Genomic DNA, 15,827 nt, shown 5'->3' with positions numbered 1-15,827 from the left:
ACATGAAGTTTAATTATAAATATGGAGGAAAGAGTAATGTGCAAAATGGAGTGGCATCAACTAATGTTGCTTTTGCCCCCGATGTATTAAGAGAGCCGACTTATTTTATAGGAACATTGCATAAAAAAATTCCGTTTAGAGAAGCTATTTCTGCATTGCATGATGTAGTTGTGGCAGATTTTAAATTTCAACCAAAAGATAATACACAGTATCTGGAGTGGTTAAAAAGTCAGGAAGAAGTATGGCTTACAGAAGCAAATCAGAAACTAGAGAAAACCAATTCTGAGATTAACGAATTGCAACGAAAATTAAAAGGATTACGGGAGCAGCGAGAAATAATCACTAAACCATTTTATAAAGCACAACAAAAATACTTTAAATACTTGTATACCAGAGATTATGCTGCATGGTTTGTATTAGATCCTGTAATTACTGTGCATCCTGATCAGGTGTTTTTTGAATGTTTTAGTAAAGATGAGTCTGTATATGGTAAATTATCATGTGATTATGAAGTATTTACGAATATTAGTGATTTTAAGTGTGGCACCACAAATATTGATTATTCTGAGAGTTTGTATAATGAGTTTCAGAAGATACGGAGTTATAAAGAAACAGATTTTAAGATAGATCCCTCTGGATTTGATGTACAGACTACGGGAGAAGAAAATTATAAAGAAGTAAAGATCGATTTGCCAGATAGCTGGGTACGTGGGTTTCTTCAGGTGAGTTCTGCTATGACAAGTGAGAAAATCTCTTTTGAGTTAGAAGCTGCAGATATTGCTAATTTTATTTTTATTTTAAAACGAAATAAAGAAAGAAAAAGTCCACGCTCCATTAAATATATTCTAAAACCAGGACAACCTATTGTAGCTGTTTTCGAACCTTGGAATATTGAGGTAGCATGTCCGCGATCGTTATATGAAGGCGATACAGAAAAAGAAATACGAGTATGGGGACGGAGAAGAATTCAATTATTAGAACGATTATTACCCATAACAGATAAGTTCACTGTACATCTTCTGGGTACAGGAATGCCTTCATTTTATACAGCACATCTTACTAATGATATGTATTTTACATTAGGGTTATCAGGATGGACAGCAAATGATTGGACACAGGTAAGTCAATTAGATCTGTTAGCACCTAGAGGTCAGGTTTCTTCTTCTGCTTTACAGACAGTATATTTAGGATTGCGTAAAAATTGGTTCCGTACAGAAAAGGAACTAGCGACAGATGTGGGTATGGACATCACAACTGTTAATAAAGCACTTACTACTTTTACACAGGCAGGTAAGGTGATTTATGATCTAAAGAACAAAGTATATCGTGCTAGAGAATTAAAACGAGAAGGAATAGATATTGATTCGCTGCGTTTTTCTAGCGAAACAGATAAAGAGGCTTATATGATTACCCAAAAAGATGATGGAGTAAGAGATATAAAACATACAGAAGATAAGGAAAAGATAACGATTACGGGAACAGTAGAAAAAACATATACTCCTATGGTAAAGGTAGATAAAGACCTTAGGATTGTAGATGGCAATTGCTCCTGTTCCTATTATTATAATAATAAAATGACAAAAGGTCCTTGTGCCCATATATTAGCACTAAGGATTGCTTTTGAGGATAAATAAATTATATTTGTAACAGGTAGTGATAAGAGAGAAAACCTTGCATTTTGATTGGTGGATCGCCAATCCTGCATACAGACACTAAACGCATCACTGGCTCGAACTTAACTTGTGAAATAGGTACTAGTGTACCATTTCCGGTTAGACTTCTACGAAGTGAAATAGTACACTAGTACCTATTTCACTGGAGTTGTTCAATCCAGTCTTTAGAATTGTACGAAGGGACAAAAAACACATCTTATCGCTACCTTTTTTATACCATAAACTATGGCAGATGCTGCAACCAGGAAGCAAGAGATTTATGATAAAATAAAAGAATCATCTAAAAGCCAATATATTCTGGAAGAGATGAAGCGTCTCGGGTTTTGGAATGATGGTCAGGTCGATTTCGATACCGTAAATCAATATTTCAAAGAAGAAACTGAACTGTCAAAGCAATTACAAAAACTACTCAAAGAAAAACGATTAGTAGAAAATCCAGAAGCTTTTCTGGCGCAAAAACATAAAGAGCGTAAAGCAGCCTCTAAACAAAGTCAGAAAGAAACCAAAGAACGTAGAGAAAAACTGCGAGAGGAGAAAGCAGATCGATGGAAACAATCTAAAGAAAAAGATATTATCTTTCTGGGAGAAGGGTACTCACATACTTTACATGATAAGACATCTCAGCAAGATAGATTACGACAAGGGGGATTGCCGATATTGCAGACTGCAGAAGAAGTAGCTAAAGCTATGGGAATTACCATTGGGCAACTTCGATTTTTAGCATTCTCTAGAAAAAATGCGAAAGTAAACCACTATATACGATTTCAGATTCCGAAGAAAACAGGAGGATTTAGACATATTTCAGCACCGCAGCCTAAGTTAAAAGCAGCACAGCATTGGATATTGGAGCATATACTTAATAAAGTTGCGATGCATCCTAATGCACATGGATGTGTGATAGGTAGGTCTATAAAAACAAATGCGGTGCCACATGTAGCAAAAGATGTGGTCATCAATCAAGATCTAAAAAACTTTTTTCCTTCTATTGTATATTCCAGAATTAGAGGTGTATTTAAAGCTTTGGGATATTCAGATCAGGTAGCAACGATTTTTGCATTGCTATGTTCAGAACCTAAGATTCTAGAAGTATCTGTACTGGGAGAAGAATATTATGCGCAACGAGGTGAACGATTTTTACCACAGGGATCTCCTTGTAGTCCAGCTATCACTAATATTTTATGTAAAAAATTAGATTATAGACTGGCAGGCTTAGCAGCTAAATATGGGTTTACCTATACGCGCTATGTAGATGATCTTACATTTTCTGCTACACATGAGCAATATGAACAGATTACTACGATTCTTAAATATTCTCGTCGTATTGTAAAAGAAGAAAATTTCACCCTACATCCTGATAAGCTAAGGGTGATGAAAAAAGGAGTTCGACAAGAAGTTACGGGAGTAGTGGTTAATGAAAAACCGAATATAGAGAAGAAATCCTTAAAACGATTCAGAGCACTACTATACCAGATAGAAAAAGACGGACTCGAAGGAAAGGTATGGACAGGCAAAGCAGATCTACTATCCCAGATTCATGGGTATGCTAATTTTATCAATCAAATTGACTCAGAAAAAGGTAAAAAGTATAAAGAACAAGTGACCGTAATTTTAGAACGATATAATTATAAAGACAATCACAGAAAGCAATATGTGAAAACGGTTGCTAAGCCAAAAGGATTGCTGGGTAAGATAAGATCGTTCTTTAATAAAGGATGAAAATAGGATTATAGACCTATCTTTGCCGAAAATATTTTTATGTCAAATCAGTTTCTTACTTTAGGAGTTGCTGCTCCTTTACAAAAGAGTTTAGCAGACTTGAACTTTTCTGCTCCTACAGATATTCAAGAAAAATCAATTCCTATTTTATTACAAAAGAAAGATGATTTCGTCGGATTAGCAAAGACTGGAACTGGAAAGACTGCAGCTTTTGGGTTACCTTTACTACAATTGATTGATTTGGATATTCCAAAAATCCAGGCAGTGATACTGGCTCCGACTAGAGAACTAGGACAACAGATTTATAACAACTTAGTTTCCTTTTCTAAGTATGTACCCGCTATATCTATAGCTTCGATATGCGGAGGAATCCCTATTAAACCACAAATAGAACGTTTAAAAGAAACTACTCATATTGTGGTTGCAACTCCAGGACGTTTAATTGATTTAATAAAACGAGATAAGATTGATATAAAAAGTGCTGATTATCTGATTCTTGATGAGGCAGATGAAATGATTAATTCTCTAAAAGAAGGATTAGATGAAATCGTTGCTGTTTTGCCAAAGAAGAGAAGAACTATTTTGTTCACCGCGACAATGCCAGGGACTATAAAACAGCTGATCCAAAATTATATGTCCAAGCACGTGATTCAGGTTAGTGCAGATATGGAAACCGTAGGGCATCAAGGGATTGATCATCAATATGTGGTGGTAGAGCCTATAGAGAAATTAGAAGTCCTGATGCATTTTCTTAGTGCTAGAGAAGGTGAACGAGGGATTATTTTTTGTAAAACAAAAGCAGCGGTTAATAAACTAGCCAAAAACCTGGCAATCAATAAGTTTTCTTCCGGAGCACTTCATGGAAGTTTGTCACAACCCATACGTGATAGAATAATGGAGCAATTTAGAGAGGGTCATATAAACATTCTTGTTGCCACAGATTTAGCAGCCAGAGGAATTGATGTAAAAGAGATATCATATGTAGTGAATTATCATCTGCCTGATGTGTATGAGACCTATGTACATCGTAGTGGTAGAACTGCAAGAGCAGGAGCCAAAGGATTATCCTTAACTGTATTACAAAAAGAAGAAATTGGAGATTTAGAAGAGTTTACAGAAGAATTAGGAATTACTTTTAAGGAGTTTAAAAAAGCAGATGCTCAGAGTATAGAAGAGAATAATACACTTTTATGGGCTAAAAAAATATTTAAAACCAAACCTAATCATGATGTATCGGCGGAGTTTAAAGATAAAATTAAAACTGTTTTTCATCACTTAACAAAAGAGGAATTGATCGAGAAAATATTAGCGAATCATCTGGTAGAAAAAACAAATATTACCTCTTTGAAGGTAGAAACCTCTAAAAAGAAAAAGAGGTAACCCTTTTTTAGATATCTCATTGAGACTTATAAGAATATAAAGGTCTTTATAAGGAAAAACAGCTATTTTAAAATTAAAACACGTAGTTTCGCGCCTGATTTAGAAAAACCCTGTTTATGAAGCGTGTTAATGAATACAAGAAGTTATTTTCTGTCGAAAAAGAAATAGATCTTAAAACACTAAAAACTACGTATAGAAATTTAGTAAAAGAATGGCATCCAGATAAATTTCTTGAAGGAAATCCAATGCGTGAAGAGGCAGAAGAAAAAAGTCGAAAAATCATAGATGGATATCATTTTTTGGTAAGCATAGCACCAGAAACAAAAGCAGCTAATCAAGAAGCATATAATAAAACTTTAGCCGAATCAGGTATAGCAGATTTTCAGCACAAAGGATTGTTGTTAGAGGTTTCATTTTTAGACGGTACTACGTATGAATATTTTGGAGTTCCTAAGAATGTATATATGAAATTAATTAATTCTGATAGGCAATTTAGATTTGCAAAAAGAAGTATTTTTAATTCATACCTATATAGGAAATCAAAGAAAGATTTGATAACTGCTTAGTACACGAAAAACGATATATTAAGTTGCAATTGTAACGTTATATTCTAGATAAACATTAGCAGTTTTTTTGTTCTATTATGAAGATAGTAAGTGAATCCAAATTATCTGGGTTAAATAGTATTATGTATTTTTGTCATTATGCAAAGCTTCCCAAAAAAACTTCAAAAAAAGCTCACGGATAGAGAACAAAGTAGTGCACTTCGTAAATTGGGTAGAACTAATAGTCTTGTTGATTTCCAATCAAATGATTATTTAGGTTTTGCTTCTAGTAAAATAATTTTTGATACATCAAATAAGGCATTAGAAGTAAAAGGAAGTTTTCAAAACGGTGCTACTGGTTCTCGTTTGCTATCTGGAAATCATCAATTATATACAGAAACCGAAACAATCCTTACCGAGTTTCATAATGCGGAATCAGCATTGATTTTTAATTCAGGTTATGATGCTAACATAGGTTTTTTTTCATCAGTACCGCAAAGAGGAGATATTATCTTGTATGATGAACTTATTCATGCTTCTATACGAGATGGAATTACGATGAGCAATGCTAAATCGTATAAGTTTCTTCATAATGACTTAGCGGATCTTAGCCGTCACATTGAGCGAAGTCGGAATGTAGATGACGTTAATCAAGAAGTGTATATAGTTACCGAGTCAGTCTTTTCCATGGATGGAGATATTCCTGATTTAATAGCTTTTGCTAAATTATGTAAAGAAAACAAGTGCCATTTTATAGTAGATGAAGCTCACGCTACGGGAGTTTTTGGCACTAAAGGGACCGGTTTAATTCAGGAATTGGGGCTAGAAGATAGTGTATTTGCAAGGATACATACTTTTGGAAAAGCACTGGGTTGCCATGGGTCAGTAATTTTAGGATCGTCTGAATTGAAAAGTTATTTGGTGAATTTCGCCAGAAGTTTTATATACACAACAGGCTTACCACCTCATTCACTTGTGGTTATTGAAGCAGCCTATGAAGAATTGAGAACTACCATAGAAATTGAAAGACTAAGAAGTAATATCCGTTTTTTTAATCAGAAATTAGCGTCAACTAATTTAAAATCACTTTTTATAAAAAGTAATTCTTCGATCCATTGTTGCGTAATTTCGGGTAATGAGAAAGTAAAAGCGGTAGCATTACATCTTCAAGAAAATGGATTTAATGTAAAACCTATCCTCTCTCCTACTGTTTCTGAAGGAAAGGAACGTTTGCGTTTTTGTTTACATTCTTATAATACAAAAGAAGAAATAGCAGAAGTTCTAGAGTTGTTAGCTACCTTTGTTCAAAATTAAAAAGACACATTATCATGTCTGACAGGGCTATGACAAATTCGAAAAAAATATTTATCACAGGAATAGGAACGGATGTAGGCAAAACAGTAGCTTCGGCAATTGTTGTTGAAGCATTACAAGCTGATTATTTTAAACCCGTTCAGGCAGGAGATTTATCATATTCTGATACTGATAAAGTAAAGGAATTAGTAAGTAATTCTAATTCCAAATTTCACTCCAACAGTTATGCATTAGAAACGCCAATGAGTCCTCACGCGGCGGCTGAGATTGATGGAATTGCAATCAATATCGATACCATTAAGGTTCCAAAAACGAAGAATGATATCGTTATTGAAGGAGCAGGAGGATTATTGGTTCCACTAAATGAAGAAGATACTATTTTAGATCTTATAAACTCTGATTATAAAGTGATAGTAGTTTCTAGACATTATTTGGGAAGTATTAATCACACATTGCTGACAATAAAGTTATTACAAGAGAAAGGATTTGATCCAGCTATTATTTTTAGTGGAGATGAACATGTAACTACAGAGAGTATTATCAAAAAAATGACTAAAGCTAGTATTATCGGTAGAATCGATAATGAACCTTACTTTGATACGATGGTAATTAAGGAATATGCATCGTTGTTTAGAGATAAATTAGAAGCGCTATGACTTTAAAGGAAAGGGATAAAAAATATCTTTGGCATCCGCTTACACAACACAAAATTCATCCAGATTCTTTACCAATAATAAAGGCAGAAGGAGCTTTATTATTTGATGATGAGGGGAAAGAATATATAGACGGAATTGCTTCTTGGTATACTGCGATGTATGGGCATTGCAATCCATATATTATAGAAAAGGTAAATAAGCAAATGCGCAATCTGGATCAGATTGTTTTTGCTGGATTTACACATGAACCAGCAATTCATCTTTCTGAAGAATTGATCAAAATATTACCGCAGAATCAAGAAAAAATATTCTTCTCAGATAACGGATCCACTGCAAATGAGGTGGGAATTAAAATGGCGCTTCAGTATCATTTTAATAAAGGCGAAAAGAGAAATACGATTATTGCTTTTAATGATGGTTTTCATGGAGATACTTTTGGAGCTATGTCTGCATCTGGATTGTCAGTATATAACGGTCCTTTTGAAGACTTTTTTATTGATGTACAGCGAATCCCAACTCCTAATAAGGAAAATTTTGATGAGGTAATAAAGGAATTATTAGAGATCATTTCTACATATGATGTGGCGGCTTTTATTTATGAACCACTGGTTCAGGGAGCAAATGCCATGCATATGTTTGAAGCAGCCTATCTAAATGAAATCCTTCAGATTTGTGTTGCAAACAATATCATTACTATTGCAGATGAGGTAATGACAGGTTTTGGTAAAACCGGAAAAAACTTTGCTTCAGAGTATATAGAAACGAAGCCGGATATTATATCTATGTCTAAAGCTTTGACAGCAGGTTTTGTTCCAATGGCTGTAACTAGTTGCACACAGGAAATATATAATGCGTTTTTAGATGATTCTATTGGTAAAGCTTTTTTTCATGCGCATACCTACTCTGCTAATCCAATAGCATGTTCTGTGGCTATTGCAGGAATCGAACTTTTAGGTTCTGAGGAGATTCAGAAAAATATTGAAACTATTATAAAATCTCATGCAGATTTTGACACTAAAATAAAGAACCATCCCAAAGTAAGAACTACACGACAAAAAGGAGTTATATATGCTTTGGATCTCAATATAGAAATGGATCGCTATGGTAAAAAAAGATATGAGATCTTCGATCATTTCATGCGACATGGAGTTTGTCTTCGTCCTTTGGGTAAAACCATCTATATATTACCGCCATATGTGATAACAAAGGATCAATTGAATAAAATTTATGATACGATCCTGATGCTTTTATCTTCTTTATAAACAAAAGGTTACGAAATAATTCAAAAAATACCGGGAATTATACGGTAACAAATATCAAGTTTTTGATACTATTAAGAATAGGCATAGTATATTGCCGAGTTAATAAAATGAACAAAAACCCAATTTAATTTACTATGAAAAGATTTTTATTTTTATCCACAATTTCAATAACCCTTTTGGCAAGTTGCGACAGCGATTCTGTAACAGATGAATTTGATAATGCTAATGGTGGTGATACCGCCAAAAAATTAATTGAAAGAGTCGAATTTGATTCAGCACAGATCGATGAAGAAGATTATGCGTTTACAGTTAACTATGACGCTAATAATAGAGTAACCAGTGCTTCTAATGGAATCGATACAGGTGTTTTGGTATATGAAAATAATGAATTATCAACGGTTTCAGGTGGAAGTGAACCTTTTAGCTTAAGTGAATTGTACCAGGATCCTTATGATGTTTTTGAAACAGGAGATGTGTTAGAATACGATAACAGTGGGAACCCAATTTCTGTAAAAGTGTTTGAAGAAAGTTATGAATTTAATGAGACAACTGGTGTTTTTGAAGAGGTGATAGAAGAGTTTACTGCTACAATAGCGTATGATGCTACTCCAAATCCTTATTTCTATACATTTGAAGCAGCTGGTCTAATTGAAGTATTGGATAGAGTTCAGTTAAATTTTAGTATGATGCCGCAAAGCTCTGAAATCTTGAGAGCTCGTGCATTGTTTCCGTTAAATAATATTAAGTCTATCGTTTACAAAAATGAAGCTGGAGAAGTAGAAGGAGAAGTAAAGATTGATTATGTTTATGATGCTGATAATTATCCTAGTTCTGGTACTATTACAGTGATTGTAGATCAAGAACCGACTTCTGTTTATAGTGTAAATTATAGCTACAAGCAATAGAGTAGTTTAGTCGTCTTAAAAAAACATTTATAAAAGAGATTAGTAAGTCGCTGATCTCTTTTTTTTTATTCTAATGACGAAATTTTTTTATCCAATTGAGCTTTGAATTCTTCTTTCTTATCAATATAAAACACTAGAGTTTTAAATTTTCTTTTAATTCCATAAAGTCCGATTATAGAATTTTCTTTCTTCACATTGATAACCATATTATGACTTTCTAATTCTCCTAACGGAGATAGTTTTCGGGTAGTATCATTAAATTCAATAGGTTTTGAAGAAATCTTAATAGATTTTATGTTATTGATGTCTATTATGGCTTCGCTTAAAATTCCATATCGTAGATGAATTGTATTCGTTTCAATTGAAAAAGGTCTTTTAAACATTGATTTTAAAAACCCGAAAATCTGAATTCCAGAATAAATACTTAATCCGGTTACTATCCAAGCAGCTACTGCACTCCATTTACCAAGAAGAATATGTAGCACATATGTTTCTATTACAATTATTGCAATTAATGCCATTAAAAGAGAGATGGTGCCGCTGTTCTTATAATAAGAAAACTCGTTACTATGTAATTCGGTTTTCTTCCAGGAGATAAAACCATAATAGAAAACAGCTATTTCCATAGTAAGTAAGATAGCTATCTTTTTAGGTAATATTTCTTCGCAAGTAACTTTTAAAGTAGAGAAAAAATCATTGTTCTCGTTTTTATTAGCGCTATATGACTTTAGAACTTTTCTTACTCTAAATAGGATAAATGTAAAAACACCAATTTCTAAAAAAGGTAGGAACCAAGTTTTAATTTGATTTAAAAATAATTGATTTTCTTTTGGGATAATAAAGGTTGTTATTACAATTCCTAAAATGAATAATGATAAGATCGTGATTTTTGGGATGTTCTTTTTTCTAATTAATAGAAAATAAATAAAAGGAACCGTAAAAAGAAGATCAGCAGTAACTCCTATCGATAAAACTTCTGGGTTTAATTCAAATAATTTTGATTTCGCAATTGCAATCATTAAAGTAATGATCAATACAGGAAATCCAAATACACTAATTGAATGAGCTATGTTTAACCTTTTAGTCATAAATTACTCTTTTAAATTAAAAAAGTTTATTCATTTTTTTGACCTTCTCCCCACAATAAATCAACCTGTTCATTGGTTTCGTCAATAATTACGTAGAGTTCAGAATATGTCCATTTGTCATTTTGTTTTATACCTACAATATAGATTCTCGCTTCTCCTTCTGGGCCTTTTATAGGTATAGAAATATCAACAGAACCTTCATTGTTTTCGAACAGTAAGCTACCACTCATAATACCATTAGTTTCTATTGGTTCTCCTAACATTTGAACAATATATTCATCCTCTTGTGCTTTCACAAGTGCATCCTGATAAGGCGTCGAGTTTGTAAATGCTTGGGAGACTCCAAATATAACGGAGCCTAAAAAGACAAAAAATATGATGATTAATGTAAGACAGCCTCCTAAAGGAACTACCCAAGGCCAATTTCTACTAAACCAACTTTTTTGTGGTGTATGTTCTTCCATAATATAGGGTACTTTTTCTTACTCTATATGTATAAATTTCACTCTTTTTGTTACAATGGATATGCTAATTTAGAAATTAAGAGGTAATTTGGTGATGCTATTCTTATACTCATATTCTTTTTATCTATTGTGAATTTACAGTTGAACATGCCAGAACAAACCCCTACATTTGCTCAAAAATTTAGTGTTGCAAAACCCTGTATCTATAACTGGAATTTCGTCTATTTCTCCATTAGGAATTACCTCCAATGAGATTTGGGATTTATACAAAGAATCATCACATCAGATCACCTTTGAAGATTTTATGGGTAATCAAGCTCCGGTGGCTAAATTAAACGAAATATCAAGACAAGAAATTGAAAAACTTAAAGAGGAGAATTCTCAGTATGCTTCTTTGGATGATTCTGTTTTATTTGCAGTTTTTGCTGCAAGAAACGCTATAAAAGACGCAAATTGGGGAGGTGAATTTAATTTTGGAATTAATGTGGGCTCTTCTAGAGGAGCAACAGGTCTTTTCGAGGAATATTATAAAGAATTTTTAGAGACCAATCAATCTTCTACCTTAAGTTCGCCCACGACTACTTTGGGTAATATATCTTCTTGGATTGCACAGGATTTAAGATCTAAAGGTCCAGACATAAGTCATTCTATAACCTGTTCTACTGCTTTGCACGCAGTGCTGAATGGGATCGCGTGGCTTCAATCCGGTTTAAGTGATAAGTTTTTAGTGGGGGGAAGTGAAGCTCCACTGACTCCTTTTACGATTGCCCAGATGAAAGCTTTAAAGATTTATGCTTCAGGTAGAACAGAAGCCTATCCTTGTCAGGCAATGAATTGGAATAAAACCAGAAATTCTATGTTTTTAGGAGAAGGAGCAGGTATTGCTTGTTTAGAAAATGGAATTAAGGAAAATGCGCTGGCATTAATCTCAGGTATTGGCTACGCTACAGAAGCATTAACGCATAACATATCTATATCTACAGAAGCGGATTGTTTTCAGAGATCTATGAAAATGGCTCTAGACGCCACCGATTTAGAAGAAGTTGATGCAATAGTATTGCATGCGCCAGGAACTGTGAAGGGTGACCAAGCAGAGTATAATGCCATTAAAACTGTTTTTGGAGAGCATATTCCAGCGTTAACAACCAATAAATGGAAAATTGGCCACACATTTGGTGCTAGTGGAATTTTAAGTATGGAACTAGCTATTTTAATGATGAAACATCAAGAGTTTATACCAGTCCCTTTTATAGAGTATAAAAAAACTCCTAAAAAGTTGAGTAAAATTATAGTCAATGCTGTTGGATTTGGAGGAAATGCAGTTAGTATTTTATTAGAGCTGCCAGAAAAAAAGAATTAGAACAAAGATAGATTGTTATTAAAACTCTCGAATTTGATAAAGCTAATTTGTGTTTTTTGATTTTAAACAATTACTTTTGAAAATTCACATACCATTAATTTATGAGCGTTATTAGACACGATTGGACATCGCAGGAAATACTAGACATCTATAATAAACCATTAATGGAGTTGCTTTATGAAGCAGCAACAATTCATCGAGAATATCACGACCCTAATACTGTGCAGGTATCTACCCTGTTATCTATTAAAACAGGTGGATGTCCCGAAGATTGTGGGTATTGTCCACAAGCGGCAAGATATCATACAGATATTGAAGGCAATGATTTGATGAGTGTACAACAAGTAAAAGCACAAGCATTACGTGCTAAATCTTCAGGAAGCTCCAGAGTATGTATGGGAGCAGCTTGGCGTAATGTAAAAGATGGTCCGGAGTTCGATAATGTATTAGAAATGGTACGTACGATCAATAAATTAGAAATGGAAGTTTGTTGTACGTTAGGAATGATTACAGAAAATCAGGCTCAACGACTTGCAGAAGCTGGATTGTATGCTTATAACCATAATTTAGACACATCAGAGGAATATTATAAAAAAGTAATTTCTACCAGAGGTTATGAAGATCGTTTGGAGACTATTGATAATGTCCGAAAAACTAATGTAACCGTATGTAGTGGTGGTATTATAGGAATGGGCGAGAAGGCGGAAGACAGAGCAGGAATGTTAGTGGCTTTAGCTAAATTGAATCCACAACCAGAATCGGTACCGATTAATGCACTAGTTGCTGTTGATGGTACACCAATGGAAGATCAGACGCCTGTAGAAATTTGGGATATGATTAGAATGGTTGCAACAACTAGAATTGTAATGCCGCAAACACAAGTAAGATTGTCCGCAGGAAGAACAGAAATGAGTAGAGAAGGACAAGCAATGTGCTTTTTTGCTGGCGCAAATTCAATTTTTGCAGGAGATAAATTATTAACAACTCCTAATCCTGATGTAAATGAGGATATGGAAATGTTTAAAAAATTAGGATTAAATCCTCAAAAACCATTTGTTAAAAAAGCTCAACCTGATACAATAGAAGCAGAAGATTCTAAGTATGAAGCAAAAGGAGAAAAGCCTAAATGGTCAAGACCCGATCATACCATTGAAAAAAATGAACTTGCCAAGCAGAAAGCTAAAGAAACTGTTTATAGAGATCGATAAACAATAGTAGAAATTTTTGATAATACAAAATCTTGATATTGTTTTGCGAACTTTAAATTTAACAAACCGTGATGTTAACTATTTTTTATACCAAATGGTATTAATTAATTTTTTAATAAGTGCCCATAACGGGCTTTCATAGTCAGTGGAATTAAATTTAGAGCAAATACCAAGAGTTGAGTCAATCACCAAAGAAGAATTTCTTAAAGAATATTTTATACCACAGAAACCAGTGGTTATTGAGAAATTAATAGAAGATTGGCCAGCTTATAAGAAATGGAACCTAGAGTATATTAATAAGGTAGCCGGTGACAAAGAGGTACCTTTATTTGATGATAGGCCGATAAATTCAGAATTTAAATTTAACGAACCACATACAAGCATGAAAATGAGCGAGTATGTAAACCTTTTGAATTCGAAACCTACAAATTATAGAATCTTTCTATATAATTTATTAAAAGAGGTACCAGAACTTAGAGAAGATTATAAATATCCTAATATCGGTTTAAGGTTGCTAAAAAAAATGCCATATCTTTTTTTTGGAGGCCAGGGTTCTAAAGTATTTATGCATTACGATATTGATTTAGGTAATATTCTTCATTTTCACTTTCATGGAGAGAAACAATGCATATTATTTCCTCCATCAGAAACTAAATATTTATATAAAGTTCCTCATGCGCTCATTGCACATCAGGACATTGATTTTACAAATCCTGATTTAGAAAAATGGCCTGCCCTTAAAAAAGCTAAAGGATATATAGCGAATCTTACACACGGCGAAACACTTTATATGCCAGAAGGATATTGGCATCAGATGACATATCTTACACCAGGATTTTCTATGAGTATTCGTGCAATGGCTACTAGATTAGGAAATATGAACAAAGCAGCATACAATATTTTCTTTATGCGTTATTTTGATAACGCTATGCGTAGAATTGGTGGTCAGAAATGGATGGATTATAAAAATGAAGTAGCTGTTAAGAGAACCAATAGGAAGGTGTAATTTATAATTGGAGAAACCTTGCAACTTTTTTGATTTCTTTTTGTCTTTATAAACAGAAGATCATATAATCTCTATGCATGGAATTTGTGAATATTATTTTGGTAATAAGTGCTTCTCAAGGATTTCTTTTTGGTTTTGCGATTTTGTTTTCCCCATATTTTAAAAGTCAAACGAATAAATATTTAGGATATTCAATTTTAATTTTGGCTTTCTTAATGTTTAATGTATATCTAGATACGTTAGAGATATATCAGCAATATCCCAAATTCTTGATTTTATACGATATAGAATGGATATTTTTGTTTCCGGTTTTTTTCTTTTTTTACATACTAAAATCAATTGATCATAATCTACTAGAAAGCAAGAAACTTTTTCTGTTATACATCCCATTTTTATTCTCTGTGATCATAAATATTGTTTTTAATCTAGAATACGTTTATGGATGGTATGCGTATTCCTGGGAATATAAAGAGTTAGTTTATGGTTGGGTTTTTAATATCCAGGAATTTGGTTATTATTCCTTTAATTTTGTGATTGCAATTTGGGCATATAGTATTCTCAAAAACAAAAAATTTATAGATCATCAAAATAGTAAATGGTTAAAAAGGTTATGTGTCTGGGAAGTTTTATTAGTTGCTTCTTGGATTATGGTAGATATTATTGATATGATTTTCGGGATAGATTATAAAATTGGTATCTCTATAATATGTTCTGGGGCATCTTTATTTATTTTTTGGATTGTATATAATGGAATTTATTCATTAAAACTTACTAATACACAAAAGAGTATTATTAGTGTTGATGATAATGATGTAAAGAGTAAAAAACCCGAGATTTCAGTTTCTCAACATTCATTTTCTAAAAACAATGTATATTTCCAAAAACTAGAAAACTTATTACAAAAAGATTATATCTATCGCAACCCAAATTTAAATCAAGAAATGATTGCAGAAACTTTAAATATAAGCTCTGGTTATCTTTCTCAAATTGTAAATGATGTTACTAAAAAGAATTTTACAGCATATATTAATTCATATCGTGTAAAAGAGGTAAAAGATATGATACTCAATGAGGAGTTTGATAAGTATAGCTTATTGGCAATAGGATTAGAAGCGGGTTTCAAGTCTAAAACTACATTTTATACTTCTTTTAAAAAGGAAACTGGATTAACTCCAAACCAGTTTAAAATTAATCAGAAAAAGGTGCTGATTTTTTAAATCTTCATATTTCGGAACATTGATTCTCTAGTT

At 33.0% G+C, this 15,827-nt stretch carries 14 protein-coding genes; 12 read left to right on the top strand and 2 right to left on the bottom strand.

All coding sequences use genetic code 11. The features are described 5' to 3' along the window. The first annotated feature begins 2 nt into the window (after positions 1 to 2). From Q0910_RS21825 to Q0910_RS21790, 8 genes are all read left to right on the top strand, one after another. Complete coding sequence (locus Q0910_RS21825; RefSeq protein WP_299221437.1) at positions 3 to 1,634, top strand: SWIM zinc finger family protein; 1,632 nt, start codon at positions 3 to 5, stop codon at positions 1,632 to 1,634. 264 nt (positions 1,635 to 1,898) lie between these two features. Beyond that, on the top strand, positions 1,899 to 3,389 hold the full coding sequence (locus Q0910_RS21820) for a reverse transcriptase family protein (protein WP_299221434.1): 1,491 nt from the start codon (positions 1,899 to 1,901) through the stop codon (positions 3,387 to 3,389). 39 nt (positions 3,390 to 3,428) lie between these two features. Beyond that, a complete protein-coding gene (locus tag Q0910_RS21815) occupies positions 3,429 to 4,769 on the top strand; it encodes a DEAD/DEAH box helicase (protein WP_299221433.1) in 1,341 nt (446 codons plus the stop codon). Between the two features lie 116 nt (positions 4,770 to 4,885). Beyond that, positions 4,886 to 5,335 carry a KTSC domain-containing protein gene (locus Q0910_RS21810; RefSeq protein WP_299221431.1) on the top strand — a complete coding sequence of 150 codons (450 nt, stop codon included), beginning with the start codon at positions 4,886 to 4,888 and terminating at the stop codon, positions 5,333 to 5,335. Positions 5,336 to 5,473: 138 nt separating this feature from the next. Next, complete coding sequence (locus tag Q0910_RS21805) at positions 5,474 to 6,628, top strand: pyridoxal phosphate-dependent aminotransferase family protein (RefSeq protein ID WP_299221429.1); 1,155 nt, start codon at positions 5,474 to 5,476, stop codon at positions 6,626 to 6,628. A gap of 14 nt (positions 6,629 to 6,642) precedes the next feature. Then, positions 6,643 to 7,284 carry a dethiobiotin synthase gene (bioD, locus tag Q0910_RS21800; RefSeq protein WP_299221427.1) on the top strand — a complete coding sequence of 214 codons (642 nt, stop codon included), beginning with the start codon at positions 6,643 to 6,645 and terminating at the stop codon, positions 7,282 to 7,284. Beyond that, a complete protein-coding gene (gene bioA, locus Q0910_RS21795; RefSeq protein WP_299221424.1) occupies positions 7,281 to 8,546 on the top strand; it encodes an adenosylmethionine--8-amino-7-oxononanoate transaminase in 1,266 nt (421 codons plus the stop codon). The genes bioD and bioA overlap by 4 nt, the downstream gene beginning before the upstream one ends. A 134-nt stretch (positions 8,547 to 8,680) precedes the next feature. After that, positions 8,681 to 9,451, top strand: coding sequence for a hypothetical protein (locus Q0910_RS21790; RefSeq protein WP_299221422.1), 771 nt, complete (start codon positions 8,681 to 8,683; stop codon positions 9,449 to 9,451). A gap of 65 nt (positions 9,452 to 9,516) precedes the next feature. Here the strand turns inward: Q0910_RS21790 and Q0910_RS21785 are convergent, their stop codons facing one another. Next, positions 9,517 to 10,539, bottom strand: coding sequence for a hypothetical protein (locus Q0910_RS21785; protein WP_299221419.1), 1,023 nt, complete (start codon positions 10,537 to 10,539; stop codon positions 9,517 to 9,519). Positions 10,540 to 10,565: 26 nt separating this feature from the next. Continuing rightward, a complete protein-coding gene (locus tag Q0910_RS21780; protein ID WP_299221416.1) occupies positions 10,566 to 11,003 on the bottom strand; it encodes a cytochrome c oxidase assembly factor Coa1 family protein in 438 nt (145 codons plus the stop codon). Between the two features lie 187 nt (positions 11,004 to 11,190). Between Q0910_RS21780 and Q0910_RS21775 the strand changes: the two genes are divergently transcribed. The 4 genes from Q0910_RS21775 to Q0910_RS21760 all read left to right on the top strand — a co-directional run bounded on the left by Q0910_RS21775 (position 11,191) and on the right by Q0910_RS21760 (position 15,794). Then, complete coding sequence (locus Q0910_RS21775) at positions 11,191 to 12,363, top strand: beta-ketoacyl synthase N-terminal-like domain-containing protein (RefSeq protein WP_299221413.1); 1,173 nt, start codon at positions 11,191 to 11,193, stop codon at positions 12,361 to 12,363. A gap of 101 nt (positions 12,364 to 12,464) precedes the next feature. Further along, positions 12,465 to 13,571: a biotin synthase BioB gene (gene bioB / locus Q0910_RS21770; protein WP_299221410.1), complete on the top strand. Its 1,107-nt coding sequence runs from the start codon at positions 12,465 to 12,467 to the stop codon at positions 13,569 to 13,571. Positions 13,572 to 13,716: 145 nt separating this feature from the next. Then, complete coding sequence (locus Q0910_RS21765) at positions 13,717 to 14,577, top strand: cupin-like domain-containing protein (RefSeq protein ID WP_299221408.1); 861 nt, start codon at positions 13,717 to 13,719, stop codon at positions 14,575 to 14,577. A 77-nt stretch (positions 14,578 to 14,654) separates the two neighbouring features. Further along, positions 14,655 to 15,794: a helix-turn-helix domain-containing protein gene (locus Q0910_RS21760; protein ID WP_299221405.1), complete on the top strand. Its 1,140-nt coding sequence runs from the start codon at positions 14,655 to 14,657 to the stop codon at positions 15,792 to 15,794. The last annotated feature ends 33 nt before the right edge of the window (positions 15,795 to 15,827 follow it).

This window comes from uncultured Aquimarina sp., from assembly GCF_947495315.1.
Lineage (GTDB): Bacteria > Bacteroidota > Bacteroidia > Flavobacteriales > Flavobacteriaceae > Aquimarina.
This window is presented reverse-complemented; position numbering and strand designations above follow the sequence as displayed.